This is a genomic window from Paenibacillus sp. alder61, assembly GCF_020179875.1.
Taxonomy (GTDB): Bacteria; Bacillota; Bacilli; order Paenibacillales; family Paenibacillaceae; genus Fontibacillus; species Fontibacillus faecis.
The window spans coordinates 26,786-49,113 of record NZ_JAIUDG010000010.1 but is presented as its reverse complement, the minus strand read 5'-3'; the positions used below and the strand labels follow the sequence as shown (position 1 = coordinate 49,113).

The window sequence follows — 22,328 nt, the reverse complement described above, 5'->3', positions numbered from 1 at the left end:
GCGAAACGCATGCCCTATCAAATCCAGCTAAGTGGTGAGCATATGAAAAATAAAGCTTTTAAAATGATATTAGTAGCAATCATTATTACAGTTCTAGGTGGTTGTAAAAATGAAGCTAGTAGTGCAGGGAATATCAAAAATTCTGTAGCAATGGAGAACACCTCAAGCCCTTCAGGTAAAACAGAAGGAAGCATATTGGTCGTGGAAAGGGAAATATGTTATCAAGCAATACGAGGATCAAATCGATATTTTTCATAATCTAAGTATGTGGAAGAAGAGGAAGAAGTAACGAAGATGCTTATGGATATCGAAGACGTCCAGCACATAGAGGCTAATAAGTCGGAGGATTGATGGCCGATGAGCTTCATCCCTACAAATAAGGGGAATGGAAACAGGGAGATGAATGAGAAACCATGAGAAGCGCGCTTCTAGTTTTAATATGTGTCGGGGTGGCTCTGCTGACGGGCTGTTCCAACAGCCCGTCAGGCAATCAACCGTTAGATAGCAGCAACCCTTCCAATGTAAGACAAAACAATCCGAAAAATTCGCCCGTACAGGTGCCAAATCAGGACAAAGCCGGGGATCTGGCCGAAAAAGCTTCCGCATGTTTCCGGGCCCTGGACGCGGAAGTTGGCGAGGAGCCGGTTCCTTATTTTCCTTACATTTCTTTAGCGGCTGACAAAGTACAGATGCAGGAAAACACGGTCGTTGCCCCTTATGAATATACACTTTACAGGTATTGGACCAACGAACGGCTCGACTCCGATTTCAGCCGGTTTGCCGCGTTTAGGACGAACCCGGTCTGGACCTCGGATACCGTCAATTTGGCGGCCATTATCCCGGTGTTTTCGGAAGAGAGCAAGAGACTTTTCTATGCGGACTCGGGGCAAATAAGCGAACCGGTTAAGCTGACCATTTCGGATGAGGATAGCTACTACTCCAGCCGTGGGGAATTTCTCGAGAAATTGGCCCCGGAACCCGAAGGCGGAGGGGGAGGTCCGGCTGCGTCGGAGACGTTTAGCCGTGCGTGTGAGCCTATGCGAACCGCCAACAAGGATGAACTGTACCCCGCTTCCGTTCAATCGGGCGGCGAGGCGGATATGGAGTGGGCGGAAGATATTTACCCGTTTCGGAATCTGATCAGTTTGTTTAGCGGGAATCCGGATGAATACGCCAAGCTCTATGATACGTATGTCCTTGCCTACAATACGAATCATTCCGAGCAAATGAATCTTGCAGTTCATCTCTACAGTAAGGACTTCACGGTGAAACGGGTATGGATGAAAGCGGACGGGAAGGAAGTCGAGTTGAAAAAATCGGAGTACATCAATATCGATGAAATGAATACGGATAATTGGACATTGTACGATGCCGTGGTTCCTATCGACTGGTTCGGTCAAAAAGAAGAGACGGCCCAGGTGTTCATTGAGCTGGATAGCGGGGAAGTTAAGGAACTGCATAATAGGTAAAAGAAGACTGGAGTGCTTAAATTGAAACAAGCTCGATTTTGGTTACAGATTGTAGCGGTAATGATTTTACTCTTGGCCGCCGTGGGCTGCAGCTCCAAAAGTGCCGTTCCAAACGCGGGCCCAAGCAACGGACAAAAAGGTGAAACGCAGGAAAACACCGCCGACCAGAAAGATCCCTCCGAACTTCTGGTAACCCCCGAGGACGAGATGGGCTGGGGGACGGACGATGAGGGAGATGACGTGATTCCCCCGCTCGATGGAGAAGCGGCGCTAAAATTACGGGATGAAGGGGTTACCCGTTTCTTCACGGTTTTCTATGATGGCGGTAAGAAGTGCAAGCCGCTGGAAGAGCGCCAGATTGGGGACGATCCGCTGGGGTACTATTTTTTCTGCGATGACATGAACACCAAGGACAAGATAAAGGAATATCTCGAGCCTTCATATGCCGATGCCCTGATTACGGAATGGGTCGATTCGGATACAGTGGTGGAGAAAGACGGGAAGCTCGCATATATGCCTTATGATGTCAGCGCTCTGACCGATTGGGAGAAAGCGAAGCTGTCCCGGGTGGTCGAGGACAAAGGCAGCACCAAAGTTTTCGAATACGATGTGCCGGAAGCCGAAGGGGAGTCGCGGTTGATTCAGGTGCCGTTTATCTATGAAAATCAAAAGTGGAAGCTTAACGCGCATCCGGTCGATTTTTTGTAATTTCATTTTCTCAAAGTCAGTCCAAGCAGCCGCCAATCGTGTGAAATGGGGATGCAAGGGGCTGGCTTTTTGTTTGGCTGTGCGCAATACCGCCTGCCTTACCCATCCATTCACGCATTCCACCTCATGAGCGTACAATAGCCCAAGGGAATAAATGCAGTGAAATTTGCCGGAGCGAAGAAAGCTCGGTGTCCGGCGATAAACGAGGTGACAGACATGATTCTTCTTCCCCCCGGGGAAATGGAACAGGTGGACGGATTGGAGCTTAGCGGTACGGAGCGTGAAATTCTCCGCCTTAAACAGGCCAGCCCGGTGACGTATCCGTATCGTTCCGTCCAGGTGCTGGAATTTGAACTCAGGACGCGGAGCCGGATCGTGGAGGCGGCCGTAGGTCTCTACCGTAGCGGCGCGCGATTCTCCACGTTCGCGAATTCCCGGTGCAACGAGAGGTATTGGACCCGGTTGGATAACGGCGGTTTCCGCCTGCGTAACGATGTAACCCCTGCGGAGGGGATCCGCGACATTTATCGCAACGGGTGGGCGTATGCGTTCGAATGCGCTACCGCTATGGTCATTGCTCTGTACAAGGGGGTGCTGGAGGCCATCGGGGAACCGGCGTTTAATGCTTATTTTGGCGGATTGCTGTTGTACGATTGGAAATATGACAGCGACCTGCGCATTATTTCCGTTCCCGGCGGAGAGGCGTTTCCGGGCGATGTCGTCTATTTCAAAAACCCCGATTTCGATCCGAACACGCCCGAGTGGCGCGGGGAGAACGGGATTTTGCTGCCGGACGGAAATTATTTCGCCCACGGCATGGGACTCCGCTCCGGGGCGGAGATCATCGCCGAGCTCAATACCAAAAGAAGACCGGGAAGCACGGTTTCCGCCTATCGATTGGACCAGGTGGAGACGCTGGACTATGCCTATACTTTAGGGCTGAGCAACGTGTCGGCCCGCATCGGCAGCAGGCTGTACTCCCTTTAGATCCAGGGCAAACCGCGATGCCAGAAATCATGTAAACGGTCGATCCCCGAACGGATTTCCTCGGGCTCCAGATGGCCATAGCCGAGCAGGAGTTTGTCCATATGTTGGTCGCGGCGGGCAATCGAATATTGGTTGACCGAAGAGAGGCGAATCCCTTCCTTCCGAGCCTTCCTGGAAAAATCCTTGCCGTATCTCCCCTCGGCGAACTGCAGCGCCAGATGCAGGCCGGCGTTGTCGCCCCACACCCGGAGGACGGCCCGGCCAAAACGGCGCTTCACCGCCTCCAACAGGGCCTCGCGCCGCCGTCCGTAGATTTTGCGCAGACGGCTGACGTGGCGGTCCATTTTTCGCGTGCGCAAAAATTCGGCCAAAGCGGCCTGCTCCACGATCGGGCATTGGACATCCGCGTACATGCGCAAGAACCTCCACCGCTGGTGCAGGGGCTCGGGCAGGATGGCGAAACCGAGGCGGAGCGACGGGAACACCGTCTTGCTGAAGGTTCCGACATAGATGACCCGCTCGGCATCCAATGCGTACAGCGGCGTGATCGGGGCTCCCCCATACCGGAACTCGCAATCATAATCGTCCTCGATGACGTAAAAAGAGTTCTCCCGGGCCAGCCGGAGCAGCGCAATCCGCCGGTTGGCCGGCAGGATGCCGCCCAGCGGGAATTGGTGGGAGGGCGTAACGTATACCGCGGAAATGCCGCCGCCATCGCCGTTTCCGCTTTCGTGCCGGAAGAGCGCCTCAGCGCCCTCCACGACCAGGCCGTGCTCATCCACCGGAGCCGGGCGGTACTTGAATCCCCGGTTGCGGAGCAGATTCAAAATCCCGGGATGGCAGGGGTCCTCAATCACGAATTCTTTGCCCTCGCGGTGAAGCAAATCCGCCAGAAGATTCAGGGCCTGGGTAGCCCCCGCCGTCACAAAAATATGCCCGGCCGGCACCCGGATGCCCCGGCTCCGAAACAGCCAGGCCGCGATCTCTTTCCGCAGCGGCTCATAGCCGTCCGGACTGCCGTAGCCGAGCCCCTCCAACGCAAGCTGCGAAAACGCCTCCGATTGCAGCCGGGTCCATACATACTTGGGAAATCGCCGAAGATCGGGCTGTCCCGTCTTGAAATCCGCCGCGTAGCCGCCAACGGCCGTCTCCGCCCCGACGCCTGCCTGCGTATAGGTCCCGTCCTCATCCCGGGCGGGGCCGCCGGCAGCACGCTCCAGACGCAGGCCGTCCACTACGCGGGTCGGCGCCCCTTGGCGGCTGCAGACATAGCCCTCCGCCAGCAGCATGTCGTAGGCCTCGCTAACCGTGTGCCGGGACACGCCGAGCGTTCGGGCTAGCTCGCGGGTCGACGGCAGCGCTTCATAGGGCGGGATAACGCCGTCAAGAATGGAACGGCTGATCTGCTGATAAATTTGCCGCGACAGCGGTATCCCGCTGCCGGATTCGCGCTGAAGCTCAATGCCCCACATGGTAACCCTCCTCTTTTTTTACGGCCAACTGGTCTGGTCAAATTCATACTGAAATGGACCTTGGAACGGTCCAGTAATTGGCTATGATTATATCATGCCGTTTTCGCAAGTGACAAAACAGGAGGGTTCGCATGAAACAAAAACAAGGAGAAATCTACCTGCTTCTCGCCTTTACTCTTGCCGGAACATCCGTGGTCTCGGCCCGTTTCGCCGCGGGGTTGGGGGCTTTTACCATCACGTCGGTCAGTTTGCTGTTGGGGCTGGGCGTGCTGGTTCCGGTGTATGGAAAACGTTTGGGACAGGCCATCCGGCAGATGGGGTGGAGCGAGTGGGGCATGGTTGCGCTGCAGGCCTGCTTCGGGATCTTTCTGTTCCGCGCGCTGCTGTTGACCGGCCTCGACTATACGAGCGCCGGGGAGGCCGGGCTGTTAACCGGAACGGCGCCGGCGATCACCGCCTTGTTGGCCTGGGTGCTGCTTAGAGAATCCCTGAATGCCAAAGTCGCGGTCGGGATCGGCAGTACGGTCGGGGGGATTTTGCTGATTCAGGGAGAACCGGGGGTAGGGAATCCGCTGGCCGCCAGCCATCTGGCCGGAAACCTGCTCGTACTCGGGGCGGCGGCAAGCGAGTCCTTATTCAATATATTTTCTCGCGCCGCCAGCCGCGAGGGGAAGAAGCCGAAAGCAGCCGTGGACCCCGTCGCCCAGACGACGCTCGTTACGGCAGCAGCCTTTATGGTTTCCCTGGTCCCGGCTCTGGGAGAACGGCCGTTTGCCGCCTTGTCGACCCTCGATTTAACCGGCTGGCTCGCGCTGTTGTGGTACGGATGGGTCGTGACGGCGCTGGCTTTTATTTGCTGGTATGCGGGGATCCGGCGCTCTTCCGCCTTTACCGCCGCCGCTTATTCCGGCATGATGCCCTTGACCTCGATGGTATTGGCGCTCGTTTTGCTGGGGGAACGTATCGATCTGTGGCAGGCTGCCGGCGGGGGAATGGTCGTTTGCGGAATGGTGCTGATCGGGCTGCCCAAGCGGTCCCGCAATAAGACCATGCAGGTCCAGTAAGTTGGAACCGGGGCGAGTAGGGAAGGCCTGCGGAGCGTAGAACTTTTTTCCATGATATGCGTCTAAAATGGTATAGACAGGAAAAAAGGGGGATACCCGAAGTGGCAAAACCAAAGCAACCCCCGGCGGGAAAGCGGCCGGGCTTTTCTTTAATCCATGGAATCAAGGGAAGTTTGGCCCTGATTTGTCTGGTCGGCGGGACAGTTCCCGCATTAACGGCTTCAGCTTCGGCCCCGGTTGCGGCAGCCGCGCTGAACGAAGCGGTGAGCGGCCTTCCGGATTTCTTGGCGGGACAGCCGACGAAGAACGGGGAAGGCTTGGCCGTATCCAAGCCGCCAACAAGTGGAGAATCCGCCTCTTCCGAATGGCTGTGGCTTAAAACTCTTCCCAAACCTGGGGATATGATGGAAATACGTTTTCAGAGTCCGCTTTTTTCCAGGGCGGTCCATAGCGGTACCGATCTTCGGCAAATGAACGCCACTTATATAGGCGAGCCGGGAGAAAAGTTTATGATTTCGTCCGTTTCCGGCGAAATGCTGTCGTTCCATACTTATGAACGGGGAACCCTTTGGATCCCGCAATGGTATATTTCCGAAGCCGCCGGGAGCACCGAATCGATCGAACCGATGTATGTAACGCTGCGCAAAGAAGGCGAGCTTTCGCTGACACCGCGCAGCAAGGCCCGATGGAAAACCGGAAGCGGAACCGGAGACGACACTTTCGTGGCTGTCGCGCGGTGGAAGGAATGGTACGGTGTTATCGTTCCCCCTGCGGTTTGGTATGCGGATGAAGCGTATGAGGCCTATCGTCCGGCTATGCTTTGGGTTCGCGATAAGGACGTGGCCCAGACGACAGCCGTTCCGCTGCCTCTCTTGAAGGAGGAAGGCCCGGGTACGGTCCCGGACCTTGACACGCTGCAAAGCTTGATCTTGCAGGTGCTGAAACCGGGAGACGATGCCGCCAAGGTGAAAAAATGGCTGGGAGATCCGAAGCTGACGGAAGTTTCCGGAAATCTGCAAAAAGAAGGCGGAAAGCCGATCACTTTGGGCTCCAGTTGGCGGTATGAACGGGAAGACGCCCATTTACTGGTCACGTTTACTCCGGCCGGCAAACTGGCGGCCGCCCGCTGGGTATTTCCCGGCTCGGATCGGTATACAAGCCGCCCGTTCGCGGGGGATGATTATCTTTTTACCCAGGATTATACCGTAACTTCGCTCCCTCAAACGCGGGAAGTGCAGCCGGAGTGGAGAAATTCAGGCACGTTGGCCTATACCTATCTCCTTGGAGCGGGAAAAGAAGTCCTGCTGCTCAACGGGGACGACGGCGGATTCAGCGGTGATCACTATGACGCTTCCCTGTATGCCGTTGATAAGGAAAACGGGAAGACGCGCTGGCAGATTAACGCCGGATATGGCCGGTTACAAGCGTACCTGGATCCTTCCGGGGAGGAGGCCACTGTATTCACCTCTTACACTCCCGAGGAGAAGCAGTACGACAACCGGATTCGCCGGGTAAGGTTGTCCGACGGCGAAGTGCTGTGGGAACAGCGGTTCGGGGAGGATAACCAGATGGACATGTGGGTGGCACGGGATGCCGTCATCCTGGTTACAACCCGGAACGATTCCAGAGACGTTCAGCGGAAGACGAGCACAAAGCTGAGCGTGCTGGACGCTCGAAACGGACGAACCCGGTGGGAGACCGCGCTTGGCGAAGAGGCGAGAGTGCTGAACCGCGGCGCAGCGGACCCTTACGTGCTGATCGGGGAGGGAACGCAACTGCGGGCGCTGGATCCGGATAGCGGCGCAACGGCCTGGTCGATCGAGTCGGAAGGAGGACAGGCGCACGATTACTCCGCGGATCCTTATTTCGCGGGAGGCCCCAGAATCGATCCGTTCACCGGACCGGACCCGGACAGACGCTGGATTTTGATCGGCGACAGCTGGAAGAGGCTGGACCTTACGACAGGCAAAGTGCTGGCCGAATATCCGGTGGTGCCCGGAGAACGTTTCGAAGAGCTGGCGGGCGGCCGCTATTTGCTGGTCCAACACCCGTTGGACAGCGCCGATTATTGGGGAGCGACCTCGTTCGAAACGAAGTGGTACGATGCCGACGCGGGGAAGGAGCTATGGCGAATCTCCGGCAAAGGCAGCAAGGGCGAACTGGAGGGAGATATCCTCTACCTGACGATCAATGGATTACCGGCGGCTGTGGAGGCAAAAACCGGTAAAATGCTGTGGATTATGCCGAACAGCGCTTCTGAGGCGGCGGATTTGTCCGCTTTGGCGGCGGGCAGCTTCATGGTGTTGGAGCAGACGCTTCTGTACCCGTTCGGCCCGGATCTGCTGATACTCGACAAGAAGACCGGGAAACTGTTGGGCCGCGTGGCCGACGTAAAAACCGGTTACGCGGAGTTGCGCGATCACGAAACCCGGAACGGAACGCTGAACCGGTCGGGCGACGACATTTACGTCGGCACGGCCAACGGTGGCTTCCTCCGTTTCGATGCCAAGGCGCTGGAGAAGGTCGGGGAGCGATAGCCGTCCCGTGGCGATTGCGCACAATGTGGCCGACTAGGATGATGACTAGGCAAACTTGGCCTTGGCCGTCGAGGGTGCTAATGAAACCGGGCCAACGTGGCCGTTTTGGGGCCGACTGGGCAACTTCGACCGTAGCTGTTGAAGGTGCTGATGATATCGGGCACCATGGCCGTTTTGGGCCGACCTTGGCACTAGACGTCGGAGTTGCTGATGCGACCGGTCCACCGTGGCCGTTTAAGGCCAATTGGCCAGCAGCGGCTGTAGCTGCCGAAGATGCTGGCGCTCATAGGGGGCAACTTGGTCTCTTGGCCGGTGTTGCCGCGAGTGTGGCCGCCCCGTCCACTCAGCAGAGAATTCTAACGGAAACTATAGCCGCTATTTCGTCCAAAACGGCGGATTAGAAATTCTAACGGAAGCCATAGCTGCTATTTCGGCAAAAAGAGGTCATTACGGCGGGAATGAGGCTAAATAGGCGCTACTATTTCCGTTAGAAATCCAAAAGTGTGATTTTGCGCGAAATAGCGGCTATTATTTCCGTTAGAAACGGCGATGGCCGATTGTGGCGACGGTGGAGATTATAAACCGAAAAGTCGAAAAGTCGGTTTCGGCTTCGGCTCCTCTGTCGGAGTGCTTATGCGAGGGGGCCATCGGCCGTTTCCGTCGAAGGTGCTGGCACAGTAAGGGGCGACTTGGTCTCTTGGTCGGTGTCGCCGCAGCTTTGGCCGCCCGACCACTCAGCAGAGAATTCTAACGGAAACTATAGCCGCTATTTCGTCCAAAACGGCGGATTAGAAATTCTAACGGAAGCCATAGCTGCTATTTTGGCAAAAAGAGGTCATTACGGAGGGAATGAGGCCAAATAGGCGCTATTATTTCCGTTAGAAATCTAAAAGTGTGATTTTGCGCGAAATAGCAGCTATTAGTTCCGTTAGAAACGGTGATGGCCGATTGTGGCCACGGTGGCCGTTAAAAACCGAAAAGCCAAAAAAATGGGTTCGGCTCCTCTGCCGGAGTTGCTGATGCGACCGGGCCGACGTGGCCGTTTAAGGCCAATTGGCCAGCAGCGGCTGTAGCTGCCGAAGATGCTGGCGCTCATAGGGGGCAACTTGGTCTCTTGGCCGGTGTTGCCGCGAGTGTGGCCGCCCCGTCCTCTCATCAGAGGATTCTAACGGAAACTATAGCCGCTATTTCGTCCAAAACGGCGGATTAGAAATTCTAACGGAAGCCATAGCTGCTATTTCGGCAAAAAGAGGTCATTACGGAGGGAATGAGGCCAAATAGGCGCTATTATTTCCGTTAGAAATCTAAAAGTGTGATTTTGCGCGAAATAGCGGCTATTATTTCCGTTAGAAACGGCGATGGCCGAATCGTGGTGTTTCTGGTTCTCTTCACATCGCATCGCACTATCGCATTGCACTATCGCATCGTACTATCGCATTGCACTATCGCATTGCACTATCGCATTGCACTATCGCATTGCACTATCGCATCGTACTATCGCATTGCACTATCGCATTGCACTATCGCATTGCACTATCGCATTGCACTATCGCATTGCACTATCGCATTGCACTATCGCATCGCACTATCGCATTGCACTATCGCATTGCACTATCGCATTGCACTATCGCATTGCACTATCGCATCACCCTACCGCATTGGCCCGCCGAATCACACCTGTTACCTGTTATATAGCTTTATTAGGTATTAATTTGTAAGCGCTTCAAAAATCTATTGCCATCCGCCTTGCCTGTTTGCTATAATGCCCTTGAAAAGCTTTTCAAAAAAGGAAGAAGACCTGATTATGAAACCAACGATAAGGGATGTAGCAAAACGGGCGGGCGTATCCATCAGCACCGTCTCCCGTGTGATGAACGCGCCGGATACGGTCACCGAGGACAAACGCCTGCGGGTGCTGGAGGCGATCGAGGAGCTGAAGTATCAGCCGAATTCTTTTGCCAGAGGTTTGATTTACCGGAAGTCCTACACGCTGGGGCTGCTGATCCCGGACATCGAGAATTTGTACTACGCCGGGATTATCCGCGGCATGCAGGACGCCTGCATCAAGCTGGGCTACAGTCTGATGATCTGCAATACGGACCGGGACGAAGGGCGCCTGCTGGCTTACATCGACGCGTTTCATGAGAAGCAGGTGGACGGGGTGATTTTTGCCAGCGACAAGCTGATTCCGGAATATTACGAGAAATTGGCGGGATACCGAATTCCGTTTGTCCTGGTGTCCTCCCACTCCTACGAGTACGAGGTGCCCAGCGTCGAGGTGGATGACGAAGCGGGAGCTTACGACGCCGTTAAATTCCTGATTGAGCTCGGACATCGGAAAATCGCGATGATCGGCTTCAACGATCCGAATTCGGTCGCCGGGCCGCCGCGGTGCCGCGGATTTGCCAGGGCTTTGGCTGAAGCGGGGCTGGAGCATAACAGCGGCAACATCGTATTCGCGAGCCATCGCTTCGAGCATGCGTATGACGCGGCCCGGGAGCTGTTCGCCAAATACCCCGACACGACGGCCGTGTTCTGCGTGGCTGACGAATTTGCGATGGGCGTCATTTCCTACCTGAAGGACCGCAGCATTCTGGTGCCCGGCCAGGTGTCCGTGGTCGGCTTCGACAATGTCCGGATGGCCGGCATGTTCATCCCGAAGCTGACGACGATAGCCCAGCCCATGTACGAGATGGGATACCGTTCGGTGGAGAAGCTTCACGAATTGCTGGCGACCGGCCGGGTACAAGTCACCCGGGAGAGATTGCAGCATAGATTGATTGTAAGAGAATCCACCCGGGAAAAATAAGCTTTTTGGCCGTGTTCTCCACGGAATATCGGCGATTCTGAAAAGCTTTTCAAAAAAACCATTACTCTCCTTACGTCTTTTCGCAAACTTTGAAGTCTTTCGCAAGCTTTGCAATCTTTCGCAAATTCAGGCTAGCTTTCACAACTCTAGGCTAAGCTTCAAAGTACAGCACGACACGCAGCCGGGAAGAGAAGTAAGCGAGGGTAAATCAACATTATGAAAGCGTATACAAAACACAAACGGGATTTGAAACTAGATCAGAGCTCCGCTTTCGGAACCGTTTTTTACTTCTTTAAGGAGGTGATTCGCCTTTAGCCTGCCGACACCGCAAGACCCTCAGATCTGACCGTTAAACTCGAAATAATCAAAAGGGGATGTTGAAGGATGAAGAAAACGAAAACGATGGGACGCAAGTTCGCATTACTGCTCGTACTCTGTCTTTCATTCACGATGATGTTAAGCGCCTGCGGCGGCGGTAACAAGGCCGCGAAGAACGACCCGGCTCCCACACCTGCGGAGAATGGGGCGACCGGAAACAATCAAGGCGCGGCGAACGGCGGCGGGGAAGGTACGGGATCACCGCTTGATCTGGCGCTGAAGGGCGAATATAAAGGCACCAAAGTGACCATGTTCGGACCGTTCGTGGATGCCGACCAGGTCAAATTCGAAAACAGCATCAAAGAATTCGAGGAGAAAACCGGCATCGATATCCAATACGAGGGGTCCAAGGAATTCGAGGCGACGATCAACGTCCGCGTGGATGGCGGAAACGCTCCGGATATCGCCGACTTCCCGCAGCCGGGGCTGCTGGCCTCCATCGCAAAGACCGGCAAGGTGATCGATCTGACCAACGTTCTCGACCAGGAAAAGCTAAAGGCGAACTATAACCAAAGCTGGCTCGACATGGCGACCATGGACGGGAAGGACGGAAAAATCATGGCCGGCATCTGGAACCGCAGCAACGTCAAAAGTCTGGTCTGGTATCCGAAAAAGCAGTTTGAGGAAGCCGGATACGAAGTTCCGCAAACTTGGGATGAAATGATGACCCTCACCGAGCAAATCGCCAAGGACGGCGATCCGGCTTGGTCGATCGGCATCGAGAGCGGCGCGGCCACGGGATGGTCGGCCACCGACTGGGTAGAGGACATTATGCTGCGGACGACGTCCCCCGAAAACTACGACAAATGGGTCAAAGGGGAGCTGCCATTTACTTCGCCTGAAGTGAAACGCGCGGTGGAAATCATGTCCGGTATTTGGCTGAATCCGGATTATGTGTACGGCGGCACCAAATCGATCGTGACGACAGCCTTTGGCGATGCGGCGGCACCCCTCTTCGACAGCCCGCCAAAAGCTTGGCTCCACCGTCAAGGGAACTTTATCACCAGCTTCTTCCCGGAAACGGCCAAAGTGGATGAAGATTACGACTGGTTCTACCTGCCGCCGATCGATGAGCAATACGGCAAACCGGTTCTCGTGGCCGGCGACATTTACGCCATGTTCAACGACCGTCCGGAAGTTCGCGCGGTAATGGAGTTCTTCACGACGGGCGAGTCGATCAAATCCTGGGTACAATCCGGCGGCGTGATCGCGCCGATGAACGACGCTCCGCTTGACTGGTACATGTCCGAATCGGACCGCCGCATGGCTAAGCTCGTACAAGAAGCAACGACGCTGCGGTTTGACGGGTCCGACCTGATGCCGGGCAAAGTGGGCGCGGGGACCTTCTGGAAAGGGATGACCGACTATGTGAGCGGAACGGCATCACTGGACGAAGCCCTGAAACAAATGCAATCCGGCTGGAACAACTAAGGGGTCGCCATGAGTACTCAAGCCAAGCAGAGAACAAGTCCAAAGGCCGTCGTCGTTTCGGCGGCGGTCCTTTTGGCCAACCTCGTCGTGCACGGCGCAATCTTCCTGTTCTTCCGCGATGCATCGCTGAATCCGCTCGTCACCGCGGTGCTTGCCGTAATCTGGGGCGTGTTGGGCGTCTACCTGATCTACATGAGCCTGAACTGGGCGGCGGAGCGGTATCCCGAAAAAGTGCGCAGAAAAATACTGCCCTATATTTTCATCGGCCCGGCCGCGATTCTGCTCGGATGGCTGGTGGTGCTGCCCGCGCTGCGCACGCTCTACCTGAGCTTTTTCAACGCCTCGTCGGATAAGTTCGTCGGCCTGGCCAATTACGCCGCCATCTTCAGCGACCGGCTGATGGGAATCGCGCTGCGCAACAATCTGCTGTGGGTGTTTATCGGCACGCTGGCCTGCGTAAGCTTGGGGCTTTTGATCGCGATCCTGGCCGACCGCAGCAGCTTCGAAAAGCTGGCGAAATCCATCATCTTCATGCCGATGGCGATTTCGTTCGTGGCTGCGGGGGTTATCTGGAAGTTCGTATATTATTACCAGCCCGGCGATGAACAGATCGGACTGCTGAATGCCATCGTCTCCTTTTTCGGCGGAGAACCGCAGGCCTGGACGAGTATGGTACAGCCGTGGAACAACCTGTTCCTGATCCTCATCCTGATCTGGATGCAGACCGGCTTCGCGATGGTGATTTTCTCGGCCGCCATCAAAGGCGTTCCGGACGATATTCTGGAGGCGGCCCGCGTGGACGGAGCGGGGGAGATCAAAATCTTTTTCCGCATCATCATTCCGTATATCGGAACGACGCTACTGACCGTAACCACAACGATCATCGTATTTACGCTGAAAATTTTCGACGTGGTCATGGTCATGACGGGAGGACAGTACGATACGGAAGTGGTCGCCACGCAGTTTTACCGGCAATTCTTCATGTACCGGAACTTCGGCTACGGCTCGACCTTGGCCATCGTGCTCCTGATCGCCGTTCTTCCGGTCGTCATCGTGAATCTGCGGCAGTTCCGCAAACAGGGGGGATTCTGATGGCACGCAGCGCCAAACGAAAAGGAAGCAAGACGATCGTGAATATCGTCCTCGGGTTCATCTGTCTCCTCTGGCTGGTGCCGACGCTGGGGCTGTTCATCTCCTCCTTCCGGCCGGCCGCGGATATTCTGCAAACCGGCTGGTGGAACGTATTCCCGCACCAGGCGTGGAAGCAGTCCGGCGAAACCGTTCAATTATCCAAAGATCTGGACCTGCGCCAGCCGATTGAAGTCAACGGCAAGACGTTCACCGACGATCAGCTGAAGCAGGGCGTCATGGTCGACGGGGAGCGTCTGATGTGGGAGAACCGGCGGCAGCGGACGCTCAGCGTGATGGAGCGGGGCTGGGAATTCAAACCGGATTTGACGCTGGATAATTACAAAAACGTATTGTCCGGGAAGGAATACAAGCTCAAGAACCCCGACGGCAGCGAATCCGTGCAGAAAGGGACCGGACTTTCCCAAGCGTTCTGGAACACGCTGACGATCGCGGTTCCAGCCACGGTGATTCCGATCCTGATCGCTTCCTTTGCCGCCTACGCTTTTGCGTGGCTGCGCTTTCCGGGGCGGAAGACGCTGTTCGTCGTCATTATCGCCATGCTGGTCATCCCGCTGCAGGTCGCGCTGATTCCGGTGCTCAAGGATTTTACCTCGCTCGGCCTGAACGGCAGCTACTTAGGGATCTGGCTGGCGCACACGGCGTTCGGTTTGCCGCTGGTGACTTACTTTATGTACAACTTCATCAGCCAACTGCCGAGGGATTTGTTCGAGTCGGCGTTCATTGACGGAGCCAGCCACTTTACGATTTTCTCCCGGCTGATTCTGCCGCTGTCGGTGCCCGCGCTCGCTTCGATCGGGATCTTCCAATTCCTCTGGGTATGGAACGATTACCTGGTATCCCTCATCTTTATCGGCAACCAGCCGGGCGTACAGGTCATGTCGATGAAGATTGCCGACCTGGTCGGTTCCCGGGGCAACGACTGGCACCTGCTGACCTCCGCGGCGTTTATTTCGATGCTGATGCCGCTGGCGATCTTTTTCCTGCTGCAAAAATACTTCGTCCGGGGCCTCATGGGCGGTTCGATTAAGGGCTGAGACCGGCGGGTAATGGTGCATAGCGCAGACGCTACAGACACGAAGCTTTGAAGAGGATGGGAAAAAATGATGAAACCCGAAGCACACGCACATTCACACGCATATGCCTTGTATCCTTTTACGGAATGGAGTATCAAAGAGGTCGCTTATCTCGAGGAAAATCAACAGCGGAGCGAGAGTGTTTTCGCCCTCGGAAACGGCTATATCGGGATGAGGGGGAATTTTGAGGAGGGGTACCGCGGAACGGAGGGCTCCTCCGTCACCGGCAACTACCTCAACGGCTTTTACGATGCCGAGCCGGTTATTTATCCGGAGGTCGCCTACGGCTACCCTACGCACAATCATGCCATGCTTAACGTTCCCAATGCCCGGATTGTAGAGCTGTGCATCACCGGGCAGCCTTTTCATCTGCATACCGGCTCCGTGCACAAACACGGCCGGGAGCTCGATATGCGGGAAGGCCTCCTTCGCCGGGAAGCGGAGTGGGAATCCCCGGGCGGGCACCGGGTGGAGATCGTGGTCCGCAGCCTGGTTTCGCTGGAGCATAAACATCTGGCCGCCCTCTGCTACGAGGTCAAGGCGCTGAATTTCTCCGGCGAAATTCAGCTGTCCTCGCTCATCGACGCCCAGGTGACGGGGCCGGAAGGCTCGGACGATCCGAGGCTGGGGGCGCGGCGTACCGAGCCTAGCCTGCTGTTCGAGGAAGCCGGGCAGGAGGGAGCCGGCTGCTGGATGCGGCACCGGACGCGCAACACCCGGTTTGCCCTGCTCACGGGCTTGTACCACCGCCTGGAAGCTCCGCGCGAGCGCGACTGCCGGGTGGAAAGATACGCGAACGGGACCCGCGACGGGATCCGGTATACGCTTCATCTGAATCAGGGAGAGACCGTCCGGTTAACCAAATATATCGCGTACCACACGTCACGCGATTATCCGGAGGAAGAGCTGCCGAGACGCAGTGCGGAAACTTTGGAGCTGGCGGACCGGCTGGGCTTCGAAGCGCTGGCCGCGCAGCAGCGGGCTTTTCTGGACCGTTTTTGGAGCCGTGCGGACGTGGAAATTGAGGGGGATCCGGCCATGCAGCAGGGCGTGAGATTCAATGCTTTCGGTCTGCTGCAGGCCACCGGCCGGGACGGCATCACGAATATCGGGGCCAAGGGCTTATCGGGGGAAGGGTATGAAGGCCATTATTTCTGGGATACGGAAATGTATATGCTGCCTTTCTTCACCTTCACCTGGCCCGAGGTAGCCCGCGCCCTGCTCGATTTTCGCTACGCCACACTGGGGAAGGCCCGGGAGCGGGCGGCCCAGATGGCGCAGAAAGGCGCACTTTATCCGTGGCGGACGATCAACGGGGAGGAGAATTCCACGTTTTTCCCGGCCGGAACGGCACAAGCGCATATCAACGCCGACATCGCTTACGCCATCCGGCAGTATGTGCTGGCGACGGGGGACGAACGGTATTTGGCGGAAAAGGGAGCGGAGATTCTGTTCGAGACGTCCCGTTTCTGGGCCGACCTCGGGCATTTCAATCCCGCGCGGGGCGGCGCGTTCTGCATCGACGCGGTCACCGGGCCGGATGAATATACGGCGGTGGTCGACAACAACGCCTATACGAACCTGATGGTCCGGGAGCAGCTCTATTACGCCTGCGAGACGGCGGAGAAGCTGCGGCGGGATTATCCGGTGGATTATGAGCGGCTGCAGCGGGAGCTGGCGCTCACGGAGGAAGAAGTGGCCGAATGGAGAAGGGCCGCGGATCTGATGTATATTCCCGGCGATGCCGAGCTCGGCATCGTGGCGCAGGACGATACCTTTTTGAGCAAGGAACGATGGGATTTCGAACACACGCCGTCTTACAAATACCCGCTGCTGCTGCATTACCATCCGCTTGTCATCTATCGGCATCAGGTATTGAAACAGGCGGATGTCGTGATGGCGCTGTTTTTGCTCGGCGACCGGTTTTCACTGGCGGATAAAATACGCAATTACCGGTACTACGAACCGCTGACGACCCATGATTCCTCCTTGTCGCCCTGCATTCACAGCATCGTCGCCGCCGAGATCGGCAGGCTGGAAGAGGCGTACAAATATTTCAACCGCACGGTGCGGATGGATCTGGACGACGTGAACGGGAATGTAAAAGACGGCCTGCACACCGCCGCGATGGGCGGATCGTGGATGGCGGTGGTGAACGGCTTTGCCGGACTCCGCTTGTTCGGCGACGGCGTGCTGTCGTTTGCGCCCGCCCTGCCGTCCCCGTGGGACAGTCTGCGGTTCAAGATCATGCACCGCGGCTGTCTGCTGGATGTAAGAATCGGGCATGAAGCCGTCGAGTATACACTGCTGGAAGGCGACCGCCTCACCTTCCGACATCGCGGCGAACAGCTGGAGCTGTCCGCGGCGGGCTCGTCGATCCGACGCTCGCTCGTCCGGAAGCTGGAGGCTGTTATTTTCGATCTGGACGGCGTGATCACGGATACGGCGGAGCTGCACTATCTCGCCTGGAAAGAGCTGGCCGACGAACTGGGTATCCCTTTTGACCGTCAGGTGAACGAACGGTTGAAAGGGGTGAGCCGCGCGGAGTCGCTCGAGATTATTCTGGAGCGGAGCGGCCGCGCTTGGTCCGCGGCGGAGAAGGCCGCCCTGACGCTGCGCAAAAACGAGCGCTACCGCGAACTGATCGGCCGGCTCACGCCGGCGGACCTGCTGCCGGGCATCCGCGAGCTCATCGCCGCCCTGCGGGAGCGGGGCATCGCCGTCGGCCTGGCGTCGGCAAGCCTGAACGCCCCGCTGATTCTGGAGCGGCTGGGCGCCGGCTCCTGGTTCCATGCGGTGGCGGATCCCGCCGCCGTGCGCAAGGGCAAGCCGGACCCGGAGCTGTTCCTCCGGGCGGCGGACATGCTCGGCGTGCCGCCGCAGCACTGCGCCGGCGTCGAAGACGCGGCCGCGGGCGTGGCGGCGATCCGGGCCGCCGGCATGAAGGCGGTCGGCATCGGCAGCGCCGACCGGCTCGGCGAGGCCGACCTGCTGCTGCCGTCGACCGCCGAGCTCAGCCCCGAGCGGCTGCTGGGGCTGTTCGGCTAGGCGCCGCGCGGCGGCCCTTTGCGGCAGAGCCGCGCAGCTGGCCGCAAACGCTGAAAAGCCGCTTCACCCTCGATCCCTTACGGATCGACAGGTGAAGCGGCTTTTTTGGCTCAGGTTGGCGTATCCTCTCGCGTGTCCTATTTCTTGTTCCGCAAATACTGCGGCGGGTGCACATTGTCGATAAGCAGCAGCCCGTCGTACTGGTCGCGCGCGATCATACTTTCCGGGATTATGCCCCAGCTGTACGTTTGCCGCGGTTCGAACATCCAGGAGTTGCCTCTTTCGTTTTGGCGGTAGCGCAGATCGATAAATGTATAAGGCGCGCCCTCCGCCGACAGGATGGATTCCACCGATCCCGGCTCCAGAGGCAGAACATCGTGCTCGGCCCCCGTGTTGTCCGCGGTTTTGCCGCTTGCGGCGTAGAGGCCGAGGACATAGCTATACTTTTTAAAGTCGTCCGGAAGCATCTCGCCCATCAGTTTAATGGGATACGGTGTGCCGATGACCTTGCTTTGGGCTTTGCGAATATGGTCGTTATGGCCCCAGACGATGAATTTCTCCTGCGGATACACTTCGTTCGCCAGCCACAGCAGGTTGTTCAGCATCGCTTGATCGCGCCATTCCATCGATTTCAGGAACGCCGTATAATCTCCCGCCGCCAGTTCGACGTTGGACTGGATCGACAGCTCGACATATTCCTCCGCCACGCGAATCCGGTCGTTCAGGCTGCGTTCCATCAAAATCGGAAGCTTCGAATTCGTAGGATATAGCTCCTTCAGCTTCGCCTGCACCTTTTCCGTTTTCAGCGATTTCAGAACTTCCTTATAGACGGAGATCAGCCGGCTTTTTTCCTTTTGATAAGCCTTGATGTCGGCGGTTGCGGAATAATCGGAGAGCTTTTCCTCCGCCTCTTTCAGCTTTTGCGCCAGCGCCGCGTCTTGAAGCCAATCCCCTTCGATCAGCGGGTACTGCAGCTGCATGTCAAAACCGGTGAGCACGAGCGGCTTCTCCGTCCGGGTGGATGATTTGATATAGTCGAATAAAGGCAGAATTTCTTTGGACCACCATACGCCGAAAATCGAACTCTTCATCGTTTCCTCGGCGCCGGCCGATCCGGCTCTCCCGTAGCCGAATGCGGTATTGGAAAGGCCGCTTTCGAAGGCGAGCACGTTATAGCCCATTTCCTCATGGAGAAATTGGATCAAGCGGGTTTTGGCCGAGTTGAATTCCCCTACGCCGTGCGAACTTTCCCCCAGAAAAACGATACGCTTGTCTTGAAGCAGCGGCTTCAGCATCTGTAAATCATCGTAGTTGGCGGTTTGACCGGCCACGGCGGGCTGAATCGTTTCCAGACGGTAGGCATGGTCCTTGGTCCAGTTTTTCCAATCGGCAATCGCTTCAGTGGAGGTGCGCACTTCCGTGACTTTCCCTGCGATGGGGGCGGAAACGGAGGGTTCGGCGGCGGCCTTCCCGGCCGTCGGCCATCCCCCGGCCAGCACGGCGGTGACCAGCAGTGCGGTGAGGGTTCTTGCTGTTTTTTTCTGCAAATACGTCATCTCAATCTCTCCCTATGGTTAGTGAATATGTATAGAAAAATCGGACGGATCCGCTCCGCTACGATTCTTCCTCCCAAAACAAGTCGTCCAGTGTCCGGGACAAGGCCTTGCAAATCGCGATGCACAAGCTGAGGGACGGATTGTATTTTCCGAGCTCGATGAGCCCGATCGTCTGACGCGATACGCCCACCAGCTTGGCCAGTTCGTCCTGTGACAGATCTTTTTCGACGCGGGCCAGCTTTAATTTCAGATTTTTCATGCGCTATTCCCTACCTCTCTTATTCAGGATCGCGCAGATCGCTTTCCGCAAATTTCTTGCTCGCCTTGTTGGCCCAGTGATGGACGGTCACCTGAAAGGCGATAAAAAACGGCAGGTAAATGATGAGGGAGACCGCAAAGACCAGGAAGAAATACCAGACTTGGGTCTGTAGATCACTTTTTCCGTAAAGCAGCGCGCTGCGGATTCCGAAAAAGAGGGCGATCCCCAGGCCGATCGCGAGCCCGGACCATACAGTTTTCCGGCTGTAGGGGGTCTTGCTCTCCCGGTCATGGACTTCCACTTCCTCGGAGTAGATGCCGAGCATGACGCTGCGGACTCCGTAGTAAATACCGCCGGCCAATAACACTATGACTTCCGTTAGGGTGGAAGGGTCTTCCTGAAGAAAGATCTTCAGGATAATGGACGCGGAGCAGATGATCGTGATGAGGAGATAGGCTTCCCTGTAAATTTGATTTTTTAAGTTGACGATACGTTCGTCCGTCAGTTTGTTTCTGTTGAACCAGTTCATATAGTGAACTCCTTTCGCAAATTCGCATGTTGGGATGGTTTGTGAGTTGCGTGTTACGTGCTAACTTTTACGTACTAACTGTTGTGTGCTATATACTACGTGCTGTGTGCTACCTTTTACCTGCTTTGTGAAGGGAAATCGCGTTTTCTTGTTGGCTTAATAGTAATACTATACTAGACAAAATGCAATATATATATTGCAAAATATAAAATATTTTTGTCATAATGCCATTCTTGTTATTCGATTGATGGTGCGTGCAGGATTCAGGAAAGCGCATGCAGAAATGTATCAAAAGCACGGCAGCCAAGGGATGGCCCCATTTGGACATGGATCCGGGGACCCTAGCCAAGAGAGGAGATCATCAGAATGAATATAGATTTAACGGGGAAAATTGCGTTGATTACCGGTGCGACCGGTCAGCTTGGACGCGTGATGGCCCGAACGCTCTCCCGGTGCGGAGCCAAAGTGGCGATCCATTATATGAGCAATGAAGCGAAGGCGCAGGAGTTAATGGATGAAATTACGAAGGCGGGCGGGGAAGCGATGATCGTGCAGGCGGACATCACCCGTGAGGAGGGCGTTCGGGAAATGCGGGAGCTAATTCGGGCCAAACTCGGAAATCCGGACATCGTTGTGGCCAACGCGGTCGTCCAGTATGAGTGGAAGTCTGTGTTGGAGCAGCCGGTCGAGGATTATGTCAGCCAATTCGATTCCTGCGTCTTGCAGAGCGTATTTTTGGCCAAGGCGTTTATTCCGGCCATGATCGAAAAAGGGAGCGGGCGGATGATCGGAATCAACACGGAATGCGCCATGCAGAATTTCCCGCACCAATCGGCGTATACGGCGGGCAAACGAGGCATGGACGGAGTTTACCGCGTACTGGCCAAGGAGGTCGGCCCCCATCAAATCACGGTCAACCAGGTGGCGCCGGGATGGACGATCAGCGAAAAAGACCGCGGCGAAGCCGAACTGCACGATGCCGCTTATATTGCCCAGGTGCCGATGAAGCGCCGGGGCGAGGATCAGGACATCGCCAACGCGGTCGCGTTTCTGGCTTCGGACCTGGCTTCGTTTATTACCGGGGCCTATATTCCCGTCAATGGCGGGAATGTGATGCCGGCGATATAAACTTCCGGTGGAGGAAGGGGGTACTCCGATGCCCCCTCTAAACGGAAGGGATGTCAACCGCTTTTCGTTTTGAAAACCACTAGTGTCTCTTCAGACATCAAGTATGCCATCTCACGCCCATGGACATCCAAAACGTATTTAGCCACCTACGGTCAAGGCGATCAAGGTTTCTAGCGTACTTTCCAACCCTTCCAACTCCCAAAAGATGCAAATCTGCAGGTATTTAAGCCGATCTCAGAGGGAATGCGAAAAAAGATGCAAATCTGCAGGAATTTCTAGCGATTTTAGAGAAAAGAGCCGGTTTCGTCGGAAATTCCTGCAGAATTGCAGGAATTTTGAAATTTCTGTTCCCAACAAGAAAAAAACATGCATTTATGCAGGAATTTTATGTTATCCGCATTGTCTCATGAATGGGGCACTAGAATTGCATCAAGCAATTGGAGAACGGTCATAAGGGGCGCGATTATGTCGAATTTGGCTTCTTGGCGTGAAATAGCGCCCCGAAAGGCCGTTAAGTCGGCGGATAAGCTCAACATGGTCGTCGCCATGTTCTTCAGCCGTTAAAAAAGGAAAGATAACCCAAAAAAGAGAGCGAGAGCTCTCTTTTTTCATATTTCTTAATCTCCTCGCAAAGTTACGATTATTCCTTAGAATACAGGCATAATCATGGAGGAATATGTTTTTACTTTCCATAAGTTGTGTAATAACAAACTGTTTTTGGTGACACA

At 55.9% G+C, this 22,328-nt stretch carries 17 protein-coding genes; 12 read left to right on the top strand and 5 right to left on the bottom strand.

Translation table 11 applies throughout. The features are described 5' to 3' along the window. The first annotated feature begins 42 nt into the window (after window positions 1-42). The 4 genes from LBW89_RS12100 to LBW89_RS12085 all read left to right on the top strand — a co-directional run bounded on the left by LBW89_RS12100 (window position 43) and on the right by LBW89_RS12085 (window position 3,164). Window positions 43-258, top strand: coding sequence for a hypothetical protein (locus LBW89_RS12100; protein WP_148450937.1), 216 nt, complete (start codon window positions 43-45; stop codon window positions 256-258). Between the two features lie 155 nt (window positions 259-413). Then, complete coding sequence (locus tag LBW89_RS12095; RefSeq protein WP_148450936.1) at window positions 414-1,469, top strand: hypothetical protein; 1,056 nt, start codon at window positions 414-416, stop codon at window positions 1,467-1,469. Window positions 1,470-1,490: 21 nt separating this feature from the next. Beyond that, window positions 1,491-2,177: an IseA DL-endopeptidase inhibitor family protein gene (locus tag LBW89_RS12090; RefSeq protein ID WP_225039224.1), complete on the top strand. Its 687-nt coding sequence runs from the start codon at window positions 1,491-1,493 to the stop codon at window positions 2,175-2,177. A 216-nt stretch (window positions 2,178-2,393) separates the two neighbouring features. Then, entirely contained in the window at window positions 2,394-3,164 is a 771-nt protein-coding gene (locus LBW89_RS12085) for a protein-glutamine gamma-glutamyltransferase (protein WP_148450934.1), read from the top strand. Here LBW89_RS12085 and LBW89_RS12080 read toward each other — a convergent pair. Further along, complete coding sequence (locus LBW89_RS12080) at window positions 3,161-4,636, bottom strand: PLP-dependent aminotransferase family protein (RefSeq protein WP_148450933.1); 1,476 nt, start codon at window positions 4,634-4,636, stop codon at window positions 3,161-3,163. The two genes, LBW89_RS12085 and LBW89_RS12080, sit on opposite strands and share 4 nt — an antisense overlap. 131 nt (window positions 4,637-4,767) lie before the next feature. On the opposite strand from LBW89_RS12080, the gene LBW89_RS12075 reads away from it, so the two are divergent. The 7 genes from LBW89_RS12075 to pgmB all read left to right on the top strand — a co-directional run bounded on the left by LBW89_RS12075 (window position 4,768) and on the right by pgmB (window position 18,128). Further along, entirely contained in the window at window positions 4,768-5,700 is a 933-nt protein-coding gene (locus LBW89_RS12075) for a DMT family transporter (protein WP_148450932.1), read from the top strand. A 101-nt stretch (window positions 5,701-5,801) separates the two neighbouring features. Then, entirely contained in the window at window positions 5,802-8,237 is a 2,436-nt protein-coding gene (locus LBW89_RS12070) for a PQQ-binding-like beta-propeller repeat protein (RefSeq protein WP_225039223.1), read from the top strand. Between the two features lie 1,804 nt (window positions 8,238-10,041). Continuing rightward, entirely contained in the window at window positions 10,042-11,046 is a 1,005-nt protein-coding gene (locus tag LBW89_RS12065; RefSeq protein ID WP_148450930.1) for a LacI family DNA-binding transcriptional regulator, read from the top strand. A 384-nt stretch (window positions 11,047-11,430) separates the two neighbouring features. Next, the gene (locus LBW89_RS12060; RefSeq protein ID WP_225039222.1) at window positions 11,431-12,855 is read left to right on the top strand and encodes an ABC transporter substrate-binding protein; all 1,425 of its coding nucleotides are present in this window, start codon (window positions 11,431-11,433) and stop codon (window positions 12,853-12,855) included. Window positions 12,856-12,864: 9 nt separating this feature from the next. Next, window positions 12,865-13,947: a carbohydrate ABC transporter permease gene (locus tag LBW89_RS12055; protein WP_148450929.1), complete on the top strand. Its 1,083-nt coding sequence runs from the start codon at window positions 12,865-12,867 to the stop codon at window positions 13,945-13,947. Continuing rightward, window positions 13,947-15,041, top strand: coding sequence for a carbohydrate ABC transporter permease (locus tag LBW89_RS12050; protein ID WP_148450928.1), 1,095 nt, complete (start codon window positions 13,947-13,949; stop codon window positions 15,039-15,041). Before LBW89_RS12055 ends, LBW89_RS12050 begins: the two co-directional genes overlap by 1 nt. A 66-nt stretch (window positions 15,042-15,107) precedes the next feature. Further along, window positions 15,108-18,128 (top strand): beta-phosphoglucomutase, encoded by a 3,021-nt coding sequence (gene pgmB, locus LBW89_RS12045; RefSeq protein WP_225039221.1) that lies wholly within the window; start codon window positions 15,108-15,110, stop codon window positions 18,126-18,128. A gap of 137 nt (window positions 18,129-18,265) precedes the next feature. Here pgmB and LBW89_RS12040 read toward each other — a convergent pair whose 3' ends face one another. Genes LBW89_RS12040 through LBW89_RS12030 form a run of 3 tightly spaced genes read right to left on the bottom strand, consistent with a single transcriptional unit; the run spans window position 18,266 to window position 20,472 of the window. Then, window positions 18,266-19,684: an erythromycin esterase family protein gene (locus tag LBW89_RS12040; RefSeq protein ID WP_225039220.1), complete on the bottom strand. Its 1,419-nt coding sequence runs from the start codon at window positions 19,682-19,684 to the stop codon at window positions 18,266-18,268. Window positions 19,685-19,742: 58 nt separating this feature from the next. Further along, window positions 19,743-19,943, bottom strand: coding sequence for a helix-turn-helix transcriptional regulator (locus tag LBW89_RS12035; protein ID WP_148450925.1), 201 nt, complete (start codon window positions 19,941-19,943; stop codon window positions 19,743-19,745). Window positions 19,944-19,962: 19 nt separating this feature from the next. Next, window positions 19,963-20,472, bottom strand: coding sequence for a DUF6773 family protein (locus tag LBW89_RS12030; protein ID WP_148450924.1), 510 nt, complete (start codon window positions 20,470-20,472; stop codon window positions 19,963-19,965). Window positions 20,473-20,838: 366 nt separating this feature from the next. Here LBW89_RS12030 and LBW89_RS12025 point away from each other — a divergent pair, with 366 nt between their 5' ends. Further along, the gene (locus tag LBW89_RS12025; protein WP_225039219.1) at window positions 20,839-21,600 is read left to right on the top strand and encodes an SDR family NAD(P)-dependent oxidoreductase; all 762 of its coding nucleotides are present in this window, start codon (window positions 20,839-20,841) and stop codon (window positions 21,598-21,600) included. Window positions 21,601-22,029: 429 nt separating this feature from the next. On the opposite strand, the gene LBW89_RS12020 is transcribed toward LBW89_RS12025, so the two are convergent. Next, window positions 22,030-22,212, bottom strand: a complete 183-nt coding sequence (locus LBW89_RS12020; protein WP_225039218.1) for a hypothetical protein — start codon at window positions 22,210-22,212, stop codon at window positions 22,030-22,032. Window positions 22,213-22,328 lie beyond the last annotated feature (116 nt).